Source organism: Carboxylicivirga agarovorans (assembly GCF_050589845.1).
In the GTDB taxonomy this organism is placed as follows: Bacteria; Bacteroidota; Bacteroidia; order Bacteroidales; family Marinilabiliaceae; genus Carboxylicivirga; species Carboxylicivirga agarovorans.
Genome location: NZ_JBNGPA010000026.1, coordinates 48,447 through 67,592, shown reverse-complemented (window position 1 = coordinate 67,592; position 19,146 = coordinate 48,447). Strand labels below are relative to the sequence as shown.

General features: G+C 40.9%; 17 protein-coding genes. 12 read left to right on the top strand and 5 right to left on the bottom strand.

The window, feature by feature from the left end:
* Positions 1 to 64: 64 nt before the first annotated feature.
* Positions 65 to 1,135 carry a lysylphosphatidylglycerol synthase transmembrane domain-containing protein gene (locus ACRD69_RS19425; RefSeq protein WP_430816798.1) on the bottom strand — a complete coding sequence of 357 codons (1,071 nt, stop codon included), beginning with the start codon at positions 1,133 to 1,135 and terminating at the stop codon, positions 65 to 67.
* Positions 1,136 to 1,285: 150 nt separating this feature from the next.
* On the opposite strand from ACRD69_RS19425, the gene ACRD69_RS19420 reads away from it, so the two are divergent.
* The 3 genes from ACRD69_RS19420 (at position 1,286) to ACRD69_RS19410 (ending at position 4,121) form a co-directional block, all read left to right on the top strand.
* Entirely contained in the window at positions 1,286 to 1,480 is a 195-nt protein-coding gene (locus ACRD69_RS19420) for a DUF1289 domain-containing protein (RefSeq protein ID WP_430816797.1), read from the top strand.
* A 279-nt stretch (positions 1,481 to 1,759) separates the two neighbouring features.
* A complete protein-coding gene (locus ACRD69_RS19415; protein WP_430816796.1) occupies positions 1,760 to 2,422 on the top strand; it encodes a murein L,D-transpeptidase catalytic domain family protein in 663 nt (220 codons plus the stop codon).
* A 49-nt stretch (positions 2,423 to 2,471) separates the two neighbouring features.
* The gene (locus tag ACRD69_RS19410) at positions 2,472 to 4,121 is read left to right on the top strand and encodes a L,D-transpeptidase family protein (protein ID WP_430816795.1); all 1,650 of its coding nucleotides are present in this window, start codon (positions 2,472 to 2,474) and stop codon (positions 4,119 to 4,121) included.
* 101 nt (positions 4,122 to 4,222) lie between these two features.
* Here the strand turns inward: ACRD69_RS19410 and ACRD69_RS19405 are convergent, their stop codons facing one another.
* Entirely contained in the window at positions 4,223 to 4,909 is a 687-nt protein-coding gene (locus ACRD69_RS19405) for a Crp/Fnr family transcriptional regulator (RefSeq protein ID WP_430816794.1), read from the bottom strand.
* 203 nt (positions 4,910 to 5,112) lie between these two features.
* Here ACRD69_RS19405 and sqr point away from each other — a divergent pair, with 203 nt between their 5' ends.
* The 5 genes from sqr to ACRD69_RS19380 all read left to right on the top strand — a co-directional run bounded on the left by sqr (position 5,113) and on the right by ACRD69_RS19380 (position 9,436).
* Complete coding sequence (gene sqr, locus ACRD69_RS19400) at positions 5,113 to 6,351, top strand: type III sulfide quinone reductase, selenoprotein subtype (protein WP_430816793.1); 1,239 nt, start codon at positions 5,113 to 5,115, stop codon at positions 6,349 to 6,351.
* A gap of 18 nt (positions 6,352 to 6,369) precedes the next feature.
* Positions 6,370 to 7,029 (top strand): helical membrane plugin domain-containing protein, encoded by a 660-nt coding sequence (locus tag ACRD69_RS19395; protein ID WP_430816792.1) that lies wholly within the window; start codon positions 6,370 to 6,372, stop codon positions 7,027 to 7,029.
* A gap of 80 nt (positions 7,030 to 7,109) precedes the next feature.
* Complete coding sequence (locus tag ACRD69_RS19390) at positions 7,110 to 7,421, top strand: TusE/DsrC/DsvC family sulfur relay protein (RefSeq protein WP_430816791.1); 312 nt, start codon at positions 7,110 to 7,112, stop codon at positions 7,419 to 7,421.
* A gap of 18 nt (positions 7,422 to 7,439) precedes the next feature.
* Complete coding sequence (locus ACRD69_RS19385) at positions 7,440 to 7,940, top strand: DsrE/DsrF/DrsH-like family protein (protein WP_430816790.1); 501 nt, start codon at positions 7,440 to 7,442, stop codon at positions 7,938 to 7,940.
* A 146-nt stretch (positions 7,941 to 8,086) separates the two neighbouring features.
* Positions 8,087 to 9,436, top strand: coding sequence for an OmpP1/FadL family transporter (locus ACRD69_RS19380; RefSeq protein WP_430816789.1), 1,350 nt, complete (start codon positions 8,087 to 8,089; stop codon positions 9,434 to 9,436).
* A gap of 49 nt (positions 9,437 to 9,485) precedes the next feature.
* Here the strand turns inward: ACRD69_RS19380 and ACRD69_RS19375 are convergent, their stop codons facing one another.
* From ACRD69_RS19375 to ACRD69_RS19365, 3 genes are read right to left on the bottom strand one after another with little or no spacing between them, the layout of a single operon-like run.
* A complete protein-coding gene (locus ACRD69_RS19375) occupies positions 9,486 to 10,931 on the bottom strand; it encodes a TolC family protein (RefSeq protein ID WP_430816788.1) in 1,446 nt (481 codons plus the stop codon).
* Between the two features lie 58 nt (positions 10,932 to 10,989).
* Positions 10,990 to 12,363 carry an HlyD family secretion protein gene (locus ACRD69_RS19370; protein ID WP_430816787.1) on the bottom strand — a complete coding sequence of 458 codons (1,374 nt, stop codon included), beginning with the start codon at positions 12,361 to 12,363 and terminating at the stop codon, positions 10,990 to 10,992.
* Between the two features lie 11 nt (positions 12,364 to 12,374).
* Complete coding sequence (locus tag ACRD69_RS19365) at positions 12,375 to 14,009, bottom strand: peptidase domain-containing ABC transporter (RefSeq protein WP_430816786.1); 1,635 nt, start codon at positions 14,007 to 14,009, stop codon at positions 12,375 to 12,377.
* Between the two features lie 319 nt (positions 14,010 to 14,328).
* On the opposite strand from ACRD69_RS19365, the gene ACRD69_RS19360 reads away from it, so the two are divergent.
* The 4 genes from ACRD69_RS19360 (at position 14,329) to ACRD69_RS19345 (ending at position 19,146) form a co-directional block, all read left to right on the top strand.
* Complete coding sequence (locus tag ACRD69_RS19360) at positions 14,329 to 15,474, top strand: universal stress protein (protein WP_430816785.1); 1,146 nt, start codon at positions 14,329 to 14,331, stop codon at positions 15,472 to 15,474.
* A 318-nt stretch (positions 15,475 to 15,792) separates the two neighbouring features.
* Entirely contained in the window at positions 15,793 to 16,557 is a 765-nt protein-coding gene (locus ACRD69_RS19355; RefSeq protein WP_430816784.1) for an enoyl-CoA hydratase/isomerase family protein, read from the top strand.
* Between the two features lie 18 nt (positions 16,558 to 16,575).
* A complete protein-coding gene (locus ACRD69_RS19350; protein ID WP_430816783.1) occupies positions 16,576 to 17,907 on the top strand; it encodes a 3-hydroxyacyl-CoA dehydrogenase family protein in 1,332 nt (443 codons plus the stop codon).
* Positions 17,908 to 17,910: 3 nt separating this feature from the next.
* Positions 17,911 to 19,146, top strand: a complete 1,236-nt coding sequence (locus tag ACRD69_RS19345; protein ID WP_430816782.1) for a thiolase C-terminal domain-containing protein — start codon at positions 17,911 to 17,913, stop codon at positions 19,144 to 19,146.

The window sequence follows — 19,146 nt, the reverse complement described above, 5'->3', positions numbered from 1 at the left end:
TAGTGATAAGCATAAATCGAAAACAGCCATTTATCACTAAAAACCTCCAGTTTATCAAATCAAATCATGTAGTAATGAAGTGTTTTCGTATCCATTTGGGCACTACAAAAGCTCCAATTACCAAATATGGGTAGTAACTAACCAGTCGCCACATAAAGGCCATAGCCATACCTGTTCCCACAGGAATCATATTGGCTAGAAACTCTTTAAACACCCATTCAGCAAAGCCGCTACCTCCCGGTGTCGGGCTAACCAGCATCATGATCCACATCACCAGTTGTTTCCCAAAAATCAGTATATGATCATTCCATCCCAGCAGCTGAAAACCAAAGAAAGCCAGGATCAGTGTATTCACTATCCAATATCGGGCAGTCCAGCTAAGCGCAGTAGCCGCAAAAGCTTTTAACCAGTTAACAAGTGGCCAGCGTTTAAACTCCTCCGATGTTGAGATCAGATCGGAACCTGATTCATTGGCCTGCGGTCGCCAGCGACGAATAATAGGTAATTTAAAAACCCACAATAACAACCACTTCAATCCCCGCGGATTAATAAACAAGCCGTAACTGATTACAATGGTATAGGCCAGCTTAAGAAAATAACCAGTGAGGGCAAACATAAAAAACTGGTTTTTGTACCATGGTATGCCCTCCATCATGCTATCACCAAAGGCAAATATATCTGTGCGCCCGATGAATAATAGAATAAGGGGGAATGTTAGTATGAAATATAATTCGTCAAGAAATGATGTGACCATTACTACGGCAGTACTGCGCCCCAGTTTGACACCCTCCTTATTAATAAAAAAGATGGCTACACTGGTTCCTCCAATTGCCGAAGGTGTAATGGCCGAGGTAAACTCCCACAGCATGATGGTGTTAAATGCTTTTCGCCAGGTCAATATATTGTTGGTTAATAAGCGTATGCGAATGATATACCCAAAATCACGTATGGCCATCATCAGAAACGATATAAAAAACCAGAACAAGGACTGCAATGTAAAGGTGAAGTAATCGAGTACTGCAGGATCAAATTCATTATATAGGAAATACCCGGTAACGCCTAATCCAATGATAATTGGAAAAGTAATACGTGAGGGCTGTATACTTTTAAGTATTTTACCAGAATTATCGGCCATAGTCAACAAATTTATGATAAACCATCCATCCTATGAAATACCAGCAAGGATAAATACCGGATTACTGAATATTTTATGCTTTTTTAATGTTTTTCATCCCATGGGTAAACATATCGCTCATCTTAATGTTTGTGTTAAAAAACTATGATTATGAAAGAAGTTCCATCTCCATGTATAAGCGTTTGTCAATATGATAGTAAAGGTGTTTGCTTTGGGTGCCGCCGTACAATTGATGAAGCAGGCAACTGGTCAAAGTTCACCAACGAAGAAAAAGAAGAGATCATAAAACAACTGTCTGTCAGACGAAATGTTGCGGGTGAAGAACCAACCATATTCCTGAGATAGATCTTAGCTTAAGCTCCCAATAAGCTGAGTTCGAAATTAGATGTCGAATTCAGCTTAATAAGCTTAAACAGAATACTCCACACTATAAATATGCCCATAAAGTATAACCATTTTGCGTTTTATCCGTATTCATCAGCAAATAGGGACTCATACCAAAAAGATCAATAAAGATTAAAGAACCGCCGTTAATATTGTTTGGTAAACAATACCTTGTATTTTTGCGGCTTTGATTTTATTGAGAGGTTTAGATTAGAAGTTGTTGAATTAAGTGCTGTTTGAATGATCTATACATTAATTATCCTTTTATTTTCTTCGGTCAACCCGATCGAAAAGAATCACGTAGAACCGAAAGAGCTCAACATTCCGTTAGAACTTTATAACGAAATTGGAAATACCTCTATGTCTTTTGAGGCATTTGATATTGCATACCAGGGTTGGGTCAAACTAAAAGACTCTTTATTGCATAAATCGGATATTATCACGCTCGTCGATTTCAGTCAGCCATCCACCAAAAAACGCTTTTACCTGATAGATATGAGTAAACGTCAGGTTATTTACCAGAACTATGTGGCTCATGGTAAAAACACGGGCATGCTGGAGGCTCAGAAATTTTCCAATATTGTGCATAGTAACCAAAGTAGCCTTGGATTTTTTAAGACAGGTGAAACCTATTATGGCAAACATGGACTGTCGCTGAAACTGGATGGACTGGAAAAAGGTATTAACGATAAAGCCCGAAAAAGACACATTGTAGTGCATAAGGCTAACTATGCCGAAGAGGCCTTTATTAAAAAGTATGGCCGCCTGGGCAGAAGTTTTGGCTGTCCGGCTATTCCGGCTGCCGACTATGACTTTGTTATTGATAAAATAAAAGACGGAAGTTTATTATTTATCTACCATCCGACAGAAAGTTACCTGAAAAATTCTTCAGTATTAAATTGAAAATTTCCTTAAATTAATGTCTCATCCTGTAAGTTGAGACATGAACTTAATGGTATTCATATTTGGAATCGTATTCATGCATCTGCATGCCTGGAACAGCCATGTCATTCCTTATTGTAAGCTCGATGAACCTGTTTCAATGGCAATTAGTACCCACCAATCAAACAGGCATTTAAAGGAGCTTGTTTTAGAGCTGCATAATAGCGGCGGATTAAAACTCAAAGGTCAGCTTCTATTAGCCAACAGGCAACTAATTGAAACCTACAAAAAAAATAATTTTCAGCCCCTGTGGTTAAATGAGCGCAACCGGCAAGACCTGTTGTTTATTGTTACGCATGCTTATTATGATGGCCTCAATCCCGAAGATTATCATGCTGATTATATCAGGCAGAATGTGATCAAGTACCGCGGCAGGTATAATGACCCTTACCATATCGCCGTTGCAGATATTATAATGAGTGATGCCCTGCTCACCTACCGGACTCACCTCATCAACGGTAAGCTCGACCAAACAAGTCTTCAGCCCATGTGGTCTGACACAAATGCTGTTGTAAAAGATGAACTGCTGCACTCTCTGCAGCATCACCTGCGCAATACAAGCCTTTCGCATTGGATGAATAATGCCCGGCCTCATTTGAAACGCTATGAAGAGCTGAAATCACTCTTTGCACGTTACGATTCCATTCACAAAGGCGGAGGTCACCTTGAAAAACTAAAGTATCCGGGGAGTTCTTTAAAACCCGGCGACTCAATTCCCGAGGTAAGTGAGCTAAAAAAACACCTGATAGCCAATGCGTATTCCAGCCTGGACACCACTGCATTTTTTAACGGTGAACTGGAGGAAGCCATCAAAGATGTCCAAATTCTAAATGGGATTGAGGCAGATGGTGTTGCCGGTAAAGAAACCTACAGAGCAATTAATATAACCATTAAAGAACGCCTTGACATACTAAGAGTCAATATGGAAAGGCTACGTTGGCTGAATAATCAGCTGCCCGAAGACTATCTGATCGTTAACATTGCCAGCTTCTACCTGCACCTGGTGCGCAATGACACCATTAATCATTATTGCCGGGTTGTAGTAGGCAAAGACCACAAGCAAACACCAACTTTTCGTGCCAATGTAAGTTATATTGTTTTCAATCCGACATGGCACATTCCCTACTCCATCGTTTCTCAGGAAATACTGCCCAAATTAAAACAGGACGACAACTTCCTTAAGGACAGAAACATGATTCTGTATCAAAACAACACCCCCATAGATCCGGCTAAGGTCGATTTTACCCAATACTCAAGCCATAACTTTCCTTATGCCATTGTACAACAGCCCGGCTCACGCAATGCTCTGGGAAAAGTCAAATTCATGTTTGCCAGTCCCTATGCCATTTACTTACACGACACGCCATCCAAATCCTTATTTAACCGTTCTGAAAGGGCATTCAGCCATGGTTGCATCAGGGTTGAAAAACCTTTTGTGTTGGCCAAGCTCTTATTGAATGATCCCTATTACGATCTTCAAAGGATCAATAAGATAGTCGAATCAGAAACAACGCAAACGATCCATTTAAAAGAACGCATACCCATTATCCTGATCTACATGACCTGCGATGATAATAAGAACGACGGCCGCATCAGTTTTTATAAAGACATATACGGGCGGGACAAAAGGTTGCTGGAAGCCCTGGAAAGTAAACGATAGGTATTGTCATTTGCAGATAAACGACTCCTGCTTTCACCATAACAATCAATATATCGGTAACACAATCTGTCAGGTCGATAATTCAAGCCTGTCAACTCTCCCTATCCATGGTCAGAAATTTGTTTTAGCTTAGTCTCGTCAACTATTTCAATTACTTTTCCAAAGATCTTGATAATCCCGTCTTTGCGGAATTCGGTTAAGGCCCTGATAACATTTTCGGTAGTCATACCAATATACTCGGCAATTTCTTTTCGGCTCACCGGTAATTCAAAAGATTCTGTTTTATATATATCGTGGTAAAAATGCAGCAATACATATGCTACCCGGCCTCTCAGGTTCCGTCGCCTGATGGCCAGAGATTCATTGATAACATTATCGCTGACCATACTCATTTTCTCAAGCACACTCATGGCGAATTTCCCATTTTCCCTAATGGTGCGCTTAACATCATCTATGGATATATTGCAAGTTGTTGAGTCTTCAATAGCCATTACCGAATAGCTATGCTGATCTTTGGAAAGGATGCTAAGCAAACTGACAAAATCAAAAGGCTTGGCAAACGATAGTATTTGCTCCTTATCGTTAGCATTGGTTATAAACAGTTTTACAAGGCCGCTTTTCAGGTAAATAAATTCCTTTACAGGCTTGCCCTGTTCAATAATGTAATCACCTTTATCGTAGTTCTGTTCTGCCCTGCTTCGACACAAACTCTCCATTTCGTTGGCTGATACATTCTGAAAAAACAGCTCTTTCAACTCACATTCGTCACAACTGCACTCTATAGCCATATCTGGATTTTTTTACAAGTCTTTTATTAGTCGGTCCAACTGATATATATCATAAACTGATATTTATTACCGCATCTCAGATGCCGAATAAGCACAGCACTGAGTAAATTGAATTCCAAAATAATACAAAAGGGGCTAATTACAAACTTGGGAACAAAACAATAATTCATTTGGTGTTAACACCAGTGCTAAAATATATATCCATGAAAAATATAGTTATACTAGGAGGAGGAACGGCCGGAACCATGATGGCCAATAAACTTCGAAAAGCATTAGACCGGGAAACATGGAACATTACCATTGTTGACAGGCACAGAACACACTATTATCAGCCTGGGTTTTTATTTATACCATTTGGAATATATTCAGAGCACGACGTACGCAAGCCCAAGAGCAGTTTCTTTCCGGTGGGAGTTAATGTCATGTATACGGGTGTTGATAAAATTGATGCACCCAATAAAATAGTGCATCTTAACGAAGGTAAGGTGCTGCATTACGATTACCTTATTATTGCCACCGGTACTCAAACCAAACCCGCTGAAACACCAGGACTGAAAGATAAATTGTGGTACAAAGATATTTTTGATTTTTACACCATTGAAGGAGCACTGGCCTTGCAAAGGCATTTTAAAACGTGGCAAGGGGGAAAATTGGTAATGGCCATTACCGAGTTGCCTTACAAATGCCCTGTGGCTCCTTTGGAATTTGTTTTCCTGGCCGAAGAGTTCTTCACAAAGAAAGGCATGCGCGATAAAGTTGACATTACCATTGTTACGCCAATGCCAGGGGTTTTTACCAAACCAATCGCTACTAAAATGCTGGCTGAATTACTGGTAGAGAAAAACATTAATGTGGTCTCTGACTTCTATATCGAACGTGTTGACAACGATAAAAAAGTGTTGGTGTCTTATGATGAAAAAGAGGTGCCTTTTGATACGCTGACCATTGTACCTGTTAACATGGGTGATGAAATGGTTGAACGAAGCGGACTGGGTGATGACCTTAACTTTGTGTATACTAATAAACATACCCTGCAACAAAAAGATCATAAAGAGATATTTGTTTTGGGCGATGCTGCTAACATTCCAACATCCAAAGCAGGATCAGTAGCTCACTTTGCATCTGAAATATTATACGACAACCTGATGAGTGCCATTGAGGACCGGCCGCTATTGGCAAAGTTTGACGGGCATGCCAACTGCTACATAGAAACTGGATATGGAAAAGGTGCACTCATTGACTTTAACTACGAAACCGAACCATTACCCGGCACATTCCCATTACCGGGAATAGGACCTTTTGGTCTGCTTAAGAACACTAAAATAAACCACTACGGTAAAATCATGTTCCGCTGGATATACTGGCACATGCTGCTTAAAGGCAAAGAGCTGCCGGTAGAAGCAGATATGACAATGGCTGGCAAAAAAAGGGTCACTTTCTAATTATTAAAGGAGGGAGTTATGAACGAAACAGATTTACAGGCACAGATCAACCAGCTGAATCAAAAGATGGACATTGTTCTCGACATTGTGACCCGGCAACAGCAAAAAACAGAGAGTGTGGAAGACCTGCTCTCCGATTTGCAGATTGTCGGTAAAGACATGTACGACACTGCCGTTGTTGAGCTTGAAAATCAACAGGTCGAGATCGATGTTGATGAAATAAAAATGCTGGGTATTCGCTTATTGCATAATATTGAAAACATAGGTGTGGTACTAAGCATGTTTGAAAGCATGGTTGATTTCACCAAAGATGCCGGGCCATTGGTGCGTGAATCCATTATTGATATGACCAGTCGTCTGCACGAATTTGAGCAAAAAGGTTATTTCGAGTTTTTTGCCGAAGCAGCTAAAGTAATTGACAATGTGGTCAGTGCCTTTTCAAAGGAAGATGTGGCACAGCTGGCCGATAACATTGTAACCATTTTAAATACGGTCAAAAGCCTGACCCAGCCTGAAATGATGCACGCTATGGATAATGCCCTCAGGGCCTACAACAGCATGCAGATGGAAAATGTACCTGAATATTCGGTATTCAAGCTGATGCGCGAGATCAATAAACCGGAAATGAAAAAGGCAATGGGCTTTATGGTCACATTTATGAAGAATATATCAACCTGATTTCAATTTGAATGATAAACAAACAATGACTTCAGGTATCAGCTAAATAAGAATCAGTTAACAAGAAAAATCTAAACATTATGGCACAAGTAGAAATAGCATACACAATGGTAGATATCACAGAAGAGGGCTACCTGACAGATCCATCCCAGTGGAATGAAGAAATTGCAAAAGCCATTGCAGATGACATTGGCATTGATCTAACTGATAAACACATGGCAGTATTGATGTTTCTGCGCGAAAAACATGAGCAGGGAGAAGCATTGACCATTCGTAAAGTAGGTAAATCGGGCATTGTTGATATAAAAGGTTTATATAAACTATTTCCTGGCGGACCATTAAAGTATTCCTCAAAAATTGCAGGTATTCCAAAACCTGTTAGCTGTGTGTAACCCTAAAATATACTAGTTATGACAAAAGAAGAAAATCCATTAAGAAAAGTATGTATCATTTGTGCTAAAGGAACCATTGAAGATGTATATGCAACCCTTGTTTTAGCCAATGGCGCAGTTATGGAAGGTATTGAAGCCAAAGTGTTTTTTACCTTTTTCGGTCTTGATGCCATTACTAAGAAGCAAATGAACAAGCTGCATACCGGTACCATTGGAAACCCGGCCATGCGCATGCCTGGAGGCCTGCCATTCCCTTCACTTCTTGGTGCTTTACCTGGTGTTGAAGCAGGTGTTTCGGCAATGATGAAAAGTCAGATGGAGAAACTGGATATTCCGCCTGTTGATGAATTCCTCGAAATGATCACTGCCGGAGGGGGCGAAATATATGCCTGTAAACTGGCCATGGATATGTTTAAACTTACAAAAGATGATTTGTGGGAAGATGTATCGGATGTGCTTACAGTAGGTGACTTCTATGGCATGTGCGGCGGCACCAATACTCAAATAATTTTCACATAAGACAGCAGATAAATAATTAAACCAATCAAAATAAATAGTAAAAACAAACATGATTGTTCGTATTGAAACACTGGCTGACAATTAATAGAATTCAAAGTTGATGCCGAAATGGGAAATTATGAACACATGAAATAAAAATCTACGATATGAAAAAGAAACATTTGATCACACTGCTTATTGGTCTACTGATACCTTCCTTTATGATGGCAACCGATGGCTACTTCGGTGTAGGCTATGGCGCACAAAATAAAGGATTGGCAGGGGCTGGTATTGCCTGGTACAAATACTCCCTAATGAATGGAAACCCGGCAGGAAAAGTATTCCTGGGAAAACAATACCAGGTTGGTGTTGGATTTTTTAATCCCAACCGCCAGTATACTGTAACTGGAAATCCATCTATGATGCCCGGAACAATGGGACTTATGCCCGGAACTGTGGAGAGTGATTCTAAATGGTTTGTTATGCCAAGCATAGCTGCCAACTGGATGCTGAATGAAAAAAGCAGTCTCTCGGCCAGCCTGTTTGGTAATGGCGGTATGAATACCGATTATCCAACCATGACATTTGGTGATATGTCATCTTCGACAACTGGTGTTGATCTGGCCCAGATGTTTCTGGACCTGACCTATTCACGCAAGCTTGGTGAGAAACACAGCATTGGTGTTAGTGTAATAGGAACATTCCAGTACTTTGAAGCAACAGGCCTGTCTGCTTTCGGTCCGTTTTCAAGTAACCCCGAGAAACTGACTGCCAACGGTCATGATAACTCATTTGGCATCGGCTTTAAAGTCGGTTACCTGGGCCAGTTAACAGATGCCTTATCTCTTGGAGCAAGCTATCAGCCCAAAATCAAAATGAGTGAGTTCGATGAATATGCCGGTCTTTTCGCAGAGCAGGGAGGATTTGATATTCCATCTAATCTAACTGTTGGTGTGGCTTATCAGTTCACTGATAAACTAACTGCCATGTTTGACTTTAAACGCATTAATTATTCTGAGGTGGCCTCAATTGGTAACCCTATCGATCCAATGGCTCTTCCTCCCGCGTTTTTAAATCCGGGCGGTGACCCTAACAATCCTGGCGATTACACTCCAAATCCAAACCATGTGCCTCTGGGAGCTGACAATGGCTCGGGTTTTGGATGGAACGATATCAATGTATATAAGTTAGGTCTTGAATATGATACACAAAACAGCTGGATATTCAGAGGTGGTTTCTCACATAACGATCAGCCAATACCTGAAACGGAAGTAATGTTTAATATTCTGGCACCGGGTGTAATTGAAAATCACATCACTCTTGGTTGCTCAAAAGCTTTTGGTGAATCGGGCAAAGCCATTCATGTGGCCATGGTATATGCTTTACCTGCAAGTGTGAAAGGTTATAATCCTTTTGATTTTGACCCTGAACAAGCCATGCAGGGCAATATGGTTCCAAACCAAACCATAGAACTGGAAATGAATCAGTTTGAATTAGAAATAGCGTTTACATTTTAGGACATGATGTAGACTAAAGGGAGCCGGCTTTTATTAGCCGGCTTTTTTATTATTCTGCCTGATTAGTAACCAATTGGTTGGATAAATATAAATACCGGAGCAGTTCCAGCCTGTATTTGACATATGCTTCGGTAAGTTTGAGCTTGCCGTCGATGTATTTTTCCTGCCGTTTATTGAGCAGAAAAACGGAACTTTCACCATATCTGAACTTCTCATTTTCTCCTTCAAGCAAACGCTCGTAGTTAACAGCGTTTTGCTCATAAATTTCAATCTGATCTTTCAATATATTTTGTTGCTGACGACTGGCCTCCGCTTTATTGTACAACTCATTTTTCTTATACATGATATCCAGCTCCAGCTCCTGAATTTTCAATTTACCCTTTCGCACACCCGCTCTTTCGCTTCTTAGAAACAAGGGCATCGAAAAGCCTACCCCCAGCTTATAATCAGACATATCAAAACCATGAATCCGGATATCATCTGAGGTGGTTAATAACGCGTCATATTTAATTTTTAGCTTGGGTTTTAGTTTCTCACGCTTTAGTCGCTGTTCTATTTCTGTCAGCGATAGTTTATTAATGGATGTCAGAATAAGTGGGTGGTTATTTATGAGCACCGAGTCAAACTCTGCCCATTCATTGGTATAAAAGGCATCATAGCTTTCAGGCTTCACCCCGGGTTGAAGCTTTAAAGCCTGTCCATTGTACCAAAGGTAGTTTTCCAGCTTTTGCCTGGCTTTTACCAGGTATAGTTCATTTTTATTGAACAAACTGATGGCTTCCCTGTAAGCAATGCTCGATTCAAGTGTATCCATGGCTGTCTTTTCACCCATGGAATAGGCATTGCGTGTATTTTCATTGTAGGTATGGGCTATGGAAATATTCTCAGTTAATATCTCCATTGAGTAATAATACATCTGCCAGGTATGGTATGAATAGAGGGCATTGAACAACAGATCATTCAAAAGCATGTTCTGCTCGTTTTCATATAGATGCTGATACTCGCGCGCCTGCCTTATAGCCGTTTTCCGCTCGTTGGTAAGCAAACCGTTCAAAACATCCATCTCAACACCAAGGTTCCATAAGCCATATTCATCTGTTTTATTCTCCGGGTTCAGGTATGCTCCATCTGTATTTTCATAGCCGCCACTGAAGGTAACGCCTAAGGATGTGGGAAATACAAGCTTTGTCTTTAGCTTCTCATAATACAGCTTGTCATCCAGCTCTTTACTGCTCCAGCTGGCATCAATATACGGATCGCGACTTCCCTTTGCTCCCATCATCCCGGCTTCGGCATATTGTGCTTTTAAACGTGCCTTTTGAGCTACCGGGTGAAAGGCTACTATGTTATCAACATATTCCTGATAACTTAAAACAAGGCTGTCAGTCTGCGCCGAGGCAAGCCAAACCTTACTTATCAGCAACAACAGTAATACCAGGAACTTGTACTTACCTGTCCTTATGTTACCTTGCTTATCTGCTGCTGTATATGCCATATATTCTGAATTTCAATACTTACTCATCTTTCACAAGCCACCGGTCTTCTGTCCTCTCTCACTTCACCGACCTGATTGGTGCTTTAGTTTTAAGCTCATTTTGCTTCTCTTTCGGTTGGTAAAAATCAGGCGGAAATCCATTGAGCTGTCGCCATATTTCATACCACACAGGCACTTCATTGAGCAACACAAAAGCCTCCGCCCCTGCCCCAACCCTCAGTTGATCAGGCCATGTTTTCTCACTTTCATCAGGACTTATCAAAACACGGTAAAAACCATTATTACTAATGAACTGATCAATGGCGACTATGGTACCACCAAAAACACCGGTTGATGACTCGGGCCAACCACTAATGACGATAGCAGGCCACCCGTCAAATCGCAGACGAACATGGTTACCCACATGCAACAACGGCAGGTCATTGGGTTTTAAATAGATCTCAACAGCCAGATCATATTCATCGGGTACTATAATGGCGATGTCGGCTCCTGCCTTAACGGTTTCACCAATACCCTTCTTTACTATTTTGGTCAGGTAACCTGTTTGCGGAGCTGTTATAAAATAGAACTTTTGGCGCTGATTATAGCCACTTAAGGTACTCTGCAATTTAGATACGGTTGCAACACCTTCCAACTTGGCAGAAACCGCTGTTTGCAGATCCGATTCAGATTTTGCCAGTTTATCGGCATATTCCTGCTCAATGGCCAGTAATTCAATATTTAGTATGCTCAGGGAGTTTTGCTGATTGATCAACTTGTTTTGTTGCACATTTACCTTGGCTTCAGCAGCCTGAAGCTTATACTGTTTTTCCTGCAGTTCCGACAAGGTTTTTAAGCCTTTGTCATACAACTCTTTTGTACGTTCATATTGGTTTTTGTTAATGGCCAGATTGCTGTTGAAAGCCACCAGATCAATACTATCCATACTGATCTTATTGCGTGCCTGGTCAATTTTCTGAAAAGCCTGACGACGTTTCAACTGATAGGCTCGCTTCAGAGCTTCATATTGTTTCTTAAGGGCTTCTATTTTTATATCGTAGGAATCAATACTTTGACTCTTTGCATCCAGCTGCTCATTGGTCCTCAGCAACAGATCAGGATCAAAATACTCACTCTTCACATCAGTGATATACAATATTGTATCGCCTCTGTTTACAAAATCACCTTCCCGCTTATACCAGTTTTCAATACGACCTGAGATAACCGATTGAATGGCCTGAGGATGCTGCTCCGGCTGGCGGGTTGTTACATAGCCCTTGGCATCAATATTTTGAGTCCAGGGTAAAAACATCCCTATAAGCAATACAACAAAGCAGCCCAGCATGACATATAGCGGCGCCTGCTTTACCTGGCTCTTTTTTACCAATTCATATGACTTAAAATCTGTCAGATGAATAAATTTACTGATGCTGTTCTTGGAAATATTCAACATGTTGCGCTAAGTTACTGGTTTAGGTCAATGGTTTGTTTGCATTTTTGCTGCCAATAACTAAAATCAGATACCACAATTACTGTTGCATTAAAAGCATCTGATGTTATAAAGTCAACAATCCTTTTCTTTTCCTGCTCTTCAAGGAATTGAAGAGGCTCTTCGAGCAATAAAAGCTTTGGTTGATGGATCAGGATACGTGCCAACTGTATCTTTTGAATGATACTGCGTGGCAAACGTCTTCCTCCACTGTCAATAGATGTATCAATACCCTGAGGCTGGTAATTAAGAAAGTCATCCAGCTTAAGAAAATGAAGCATGTCATTAAGTTCTATTTCCGGAATCTCCCTCCCCATAAGGATGTTATCCTTTATCGTTCCTTCAAATAACTGATTGGTAGGTAGGTTAACCCCAATTGATGAGAAGTAGTTATCTCTGTTATAGTGCGATAGAGGAATATTATTGATCAATAACTCACCACTGCTTATTGAGTACAATCCTGATAGCACTTTGGTGAGAACCGATTTACCGCTGCCCGATGCACCAGTCAGCACAACCTTCTCATTGGGTTTTATATCAAATGACAGTTTATCAATGACTGATCTGTTCTCTCCGGGAAACTTAACAGATAATTTGCGAGCTGATACTGACAGACCGTTTTCCATAGTCACAGTGGCACTACCTGAATTTTTATCAAGTTCCAGGTCGGTTATATAACCTATCTTTTCAAGACCGGTCAGGACATCATATATTGTTTCAACCAGTCTGATAACCTTCTCAACTGAATTAATGATCAGGATGATCACAATTTCGGCAGCTACAAACTGACCCAGGTTTATTTTCTCCTGAAAAACAAGAATACTACCCAATATTAACAGACCGGCTGCAATGGTTAACTTAAATCCAATAAAAAGCCCATACTGACGCATGAGGATCTTGAAGTGCTTTTGACGCGCGCTAAGGTATTGACTCACACTTTCATCGGCTAGTTTTAAGTGCAAGCTGTCCTTATTAAATATTTTAAAACTGGCATTTGTTCTGGCAATTTCTTCCAGCCAGTGAGCCAAACGGTACTTATACTTACTCTCATCAAGACTGGTTGTTAATCCCTGGCGACCGGTCAGCTTAAAGATGATCCATAAAATACCTGCCATAATAACTCCCAGTATCACAAAATAGGAACTGTAGATGGTCAGTAAGATCAGTCCAAAGAAGATCTGGAACAAGGCTAATGAAAAGTCAATCAGTATTTTTGGAAGACCCTTTTGAATGGTCAGCGTATCAAAGAACCGGTTGACCAGCTCTGGTGCATGAATGGTGTCTAATTTCACAAAAGCAATTCGTGGCATACGGTAGGCAAACTCAAAAGCAGAACGGGCAAATAAATCCTGCTGCACATTCTCCACAAGCAACAACTGCAGCACCTGCAAAACACCGGTTAAAAGAATTCCCACAAGTACAAAGCCGACTAATATAACCCAGGCCGATGTCAATTCTCCTGTTTGCAGGTAGTTGATAATAGCCTGTATACCCAGTGGCAGAGTAAGGTTGATAATACCAATAAAAAAAGCATACAGGTATATTTGCTTTAATACGGCCTTATATTTTATCAGTAAATTCCAAAAACGCTTTGTAGGTTGAGTTACCATTTCACAAATTAAGCTTTTAGTTTCCTTTATTACACAATCAAGCAGCCGGTTATGTTGCAGATAGGCAGCATTTAAATTTAACTGTTTTGCTACCTCTTATTAAAACGGTCAAAAACGAACTGCTGTCACATAAAACATTATAAATATAGGTTTGTTTGCCTTAACCGGTATCTATTTGCATAGCTTACACATTGCAAAAACAATCAAACAAAACAAGTCTGCCTGTTAACGAATGGCTTACAAATAGCTAGTTTGTTTTACATTAACCATTTTTAACTAAACAAAGTTCTCTTTTTTGGCGTTTGTTTACAAAAAGCCTATGAAACTATTGGAGAAAATATTAGTCCCTGTTAAAGTTAATCAGATGGCACATGATCAATTGGATACAGCCATCGAACTTTCAAAAAAGTTTGGTTCTAAACTATTGCTTCTTCAGGTTCTGCCATCAGAAGCACGAACCCAAAAGGTTAAAGTGCTGATAGAAGAATATGTTGATAAGGATTTTGAGCAGATAACAGCCTATGTAGGCCAAAATAATATTACCGTAGAGAAGATCATTGCCTACGGTAATATGTTTGAGAAAATACTTTCTACAGCAGAAGAGGAAAATGTCAACCTGATATTGATTCCCAATGATTTTCAATTGACTGAAAACAATCAGTCAGTTGATTACCTGGTTGAGAAATTAATTCGTAAATCAGAAAAGCCGGTATGGGTAGTTAAAGAAAATTCGGGCAAAATACCGGCTAACGTCATGTGCCCGATAGATTATTCAGATTCCTCACGCAGGGCTTTGACCAATGCCATTAAAATTGCACGCATATTTAAGGCCAAACTATACCTTACCAATGTGTTTGAGCCATTGGAAGAGGTATACTCCTTGCGATACAAAGTTGATTACGATGATGAAAACACAGCTCTTGAAAAGGAAAACAGGAACAACTTCAATGCTTTTATTAATAACTTCAGTTTTGTGGATGTTGATTATGAGCAGGTGATCTTACAAGGGAAACCCCATAAAAAGATCATTGATTTTGCCAGCGACAAAAACATTGATGTGATATTTATTGGTGCTACCGGCAAAACCTTTTTCCAACGCCTGTTACTAGGCAGCGTAACCGAATTAGTTATTCGCGATTTGCCTTGTTCGGTTGTTATCACCAAGTCAGAGAATATACTAAACCTGAAAATGGAAAAGGACATTTCTGATATTGAACGACTGATGGCCAACGCTAAAAAGCTTGAAGAAGCAGGCTTTTATGATGATAGCATTCAACAATTAAACCTTTGTTTAAAGATCAACGACCTGCATTTACCAGCTATCTATGCACTGGCAAGGATATATGACAAGGTTGGCGACAATGATCTGGCAAATGATTACGAGCAAAAAGGTGAAGAAATACTTAGACGTCTATGGGATAAGAAAATAGAACTTGAAATCAGAAAAACTAAAGATTACGAATAGCATCATAAGCTAAGTAATTGCCGTAACTTATACTTTCCTGAGCATTTTGTTCATTATTAAAGTGGGATCAACAGTAAATTTGAAGGGATTAATGTAACTGTTATCCCACTTTTTCATCACAACATTGAGGTCAATTACATTTTATAACAGAGGACTTCACAAATAAAAAATAAATCCTTGTTAACACAGACTGATAAAAGCCTGTAAAACCTTACGATCTGTAAGCATACCACATTTAATTTTTCATTAATTTTAAATAAGACATTGATATCTTAAAATAGAATACATAACTTGATTAAGAATCAGTTATACTATTTTATGAATCTCCTCACATACACAGAAGAAAAGAACATTGCCACCATTATGTTCTCGCGTCCCGAGTCTCTGAACGCGATAAACAGCAGCATGTTTGAAGAACTCAACCAGGTGCTCGATCAAATCGAAACATCCAGATCGATCCGCTGCGTCATACTGACTGGACAGGGCAAAGCATTTGTTGCAGGTGCCGATATTGCTGAAATGAAAGGTAAAAGCGAAGAACAGGCTAAAACATTCTCTTCATTGGGCCAGCAAACGCTTGAACGCATTGAAAACATGCCTGTCCCCTTTATTGGCGTCATCAATGGATTTGCCTTAGGTGGTGGCCTGGAAATAGCCTTAGCCTGTGACTTCCTGATCGCATCAGAAAAAGCGAAGTTCAGCGCTCCTGAAGTCAACCTGGGACTCATACCCGGGTTTGGCGGCACCCAACGACTGGCAAGAGCCATTGGACTTAACAATGCGCGATACTACCTATTCTCCGCCAGCATGTTTGATGCTCATCAGGCAATGCAAATGGGATTGGTTCAAGCCGTATTTCCCCCTGAAGAACTGTTATCCAAAGCGCATGAACTGGCCATATTGCTTAACTCCAAGGGATCACTGGCCTGCCAGGCTCTTAAGTCGGTTATCAACACCGGCCTTCAATACGGCAGTAAAACAGGATTCCAGACCGAATGCGATGTATTTGCCGGTTTATTTAACAAGGCGGAAGCTCAGGAAGGCATGAACGCTTTTATTGAGAAAAGAAAACCCAATTGGTAAACTTATCACTTTTATTATATGAACAATTTGGAAAGATATCAGAACATTTCTGTGCTTGGTGCAGCCGGTAAAATGGGTAGCGGCATACTCCTGCTTAATGTTTTGCATTCAGTACGCCTGATGCACCAGCCTCAACATGCGGGCAAAACCTTTGTTATACATGCCATAGACCAAAATTATGAACGTCTCGAAGGTTTAATGAAATACCTTAAAACACAGGTATTAAAGTGGGCCGAAAAAAACATTGTTGAACTACGTAAACAATTTATACGACGCTCTCACCTGATCGATAATAAAGACATCATTGAAGCTTTTGTAAATGATGCCATATCAATTGTTAAACCTTCTGTTACCATCGAATCGGCCTATCAGTCATACCTGATTTTTGAAGCTATTATCGAAGATGAAACAGCCAAAACGGATGTTCTCAGAAAAATTAAGGTTAATAATCCCAATCACCCTTTCTTTTTAAGTAATACAAGTGCCATTCCCATTTCAGTTTTAGACGATAAGGCCGGACTTGACAAGCACATAATCGGCTGCCACTTCTACAACCCACCTGCAGTACAAAAGGTCATTGAAGTGGTTGAACTGAACGACGGTTTACCAGAGCTGTCGCAGCTGGTCCACGGATTTGCAACGCAGATGAATAAACTTATTGTTGAAGCCAATGACATTGCCGGGTTTATAGGCAATGGTTTCTTTATGCGGGAAATAATATATGCAGTGGATCTGTATGAATCGCTCAGGAAAGAACTCTCACCTGCTGAGGCTTTATTGGCGGTCGATAAAGTGAGTCATGAATTGTTAGTCAGGCCAATGGGCATATTCCAGTTAATGGGTTATGTAGGCATTGATGTTTGTTCCCTCATCATGCGTGTAATGGACACTTACCTTGATGAACCATTGCAATGCCCCTTCCTGGATGATATACTGAATAAAGGGTTCAGGGGTGGTCAAAATGCTGACGGCACGCAAAAAGACGGATATTTCAAATACAACAGGGGCAAAGCCGTTGAAGTGCTTGATATTGAAACGCAACAATATGTTTCCATAGATGCCATTGAGCCGGTAGTGAATAATTTCCTGGCAGTTTCAACAAAAGTTTACAGCTGGAATCAACTCAATCGCTCAAAGTATAAAGAGAAACACCTCAACGAATACTTTGAAAGCATCAGGCGGGAAGAAAGCCGTGGTGCCTTACTGGCTAAGGATTATATGCTGTCTATGAAGGAAATTGGACAAAAGCTCTATGACGATGGCGTTACCAACTCGGTTGACAATGTCAACTCGGTAATGATGAATGGCTTTTATTATTTATACGGACCGGTTAACAACTTTATCAAATAAGCTATGCAGAAAAGAGTATTTATGGTAGCCGGTTATAATACGGTTTCATTGGGAAGCGGACGCTCGGAGTTTAACCCTAAAAAGGAAAACCCGGGCATTGAGCATTATATTATAGAAGCCGGACGGGCAACCCTGGCCATGATCAATGGCGCGAAAAATGTCGATGAAAGTGTTATTGGCAACTTTATGGCTTCGCGTTTTAACAACCAGGCTCACCTCGCCGCCTTTATTCCTTCCATCGATAAGGATTTAAGATACAAACCCTCAGTACGTGTCGAAGGTGCCTGTGCATCGGGTGGTCTTGCTGTGGTTACTGCCGTGAAATCAGTACTGGCCGGCACCGCAGATGTGGTACTGACCATAGGTGTGGAAGTACAGAATACCGTTAAGGCCATGTATGGGGCTGATCACCTTGCGCTGGCCGACTACCATAAGAAGAGACAGGCAGGTCATGCCTACTTCTTCCCTGGCAAGTTCAGCGACCGGGCTGGTGCATATGCCAGTGCCTATGGCGAAGATTATATGCGTAAAGGACTGGCGCAGTGGTATGCCAACTGTATTGAAAATGCCCGTTTATGTGAAACAGCCCAGGAACATGAGAATAAGAACGAGCGGCTGCTTGAAACAGGTATGACACCTCCCGACGGAAGTCGCTTTGTTGATCACCTCAATTACACCGACTGTTCAAAGGTATCTGATGGTGCTTCGGCCATAGCTGTTGTTTCCGAAGAGGGCTTAAAGCGTGTTGGCATTCCGCTCAGTGAGGCCATTGAACTTGTCGGCTTCGCTCAAACCGAAGACAATATAATGGAAGAGCCGGCGGACCTCCTGGAACTGAGCACAACAAAGGTATCGGTTGAGCAGGCATTACAGATGGCGGGCATTGTAAAAGAACAGCTGGCCACCGTTGAGACACATGATTGCTTTACCATTGCAGGCATACTGGCAACTGAGGCATTTGGATTTGCCGAAAAAGGTAAAGGAGCTGAGTTTGTGTCCAATGGTCATACTTCCCGAAAGGGGCAGATTCCCTTTAATACAACCGGTGGGCTTATTGCCTGGGGACATCCGACCGGAGCCACGGGAGTGCACCAGGTGGTAACGATTCTTGAGCAGTTGAGCGGTCAATCAGGCCGGGCACAGATAGCCATACCTGAAGATAAACCCTATGGCATGACGGTTAATATGGGTGGCAATGACAAAACAGTAGTAAGTATGGTGTTTAAAAAATGTGACTAA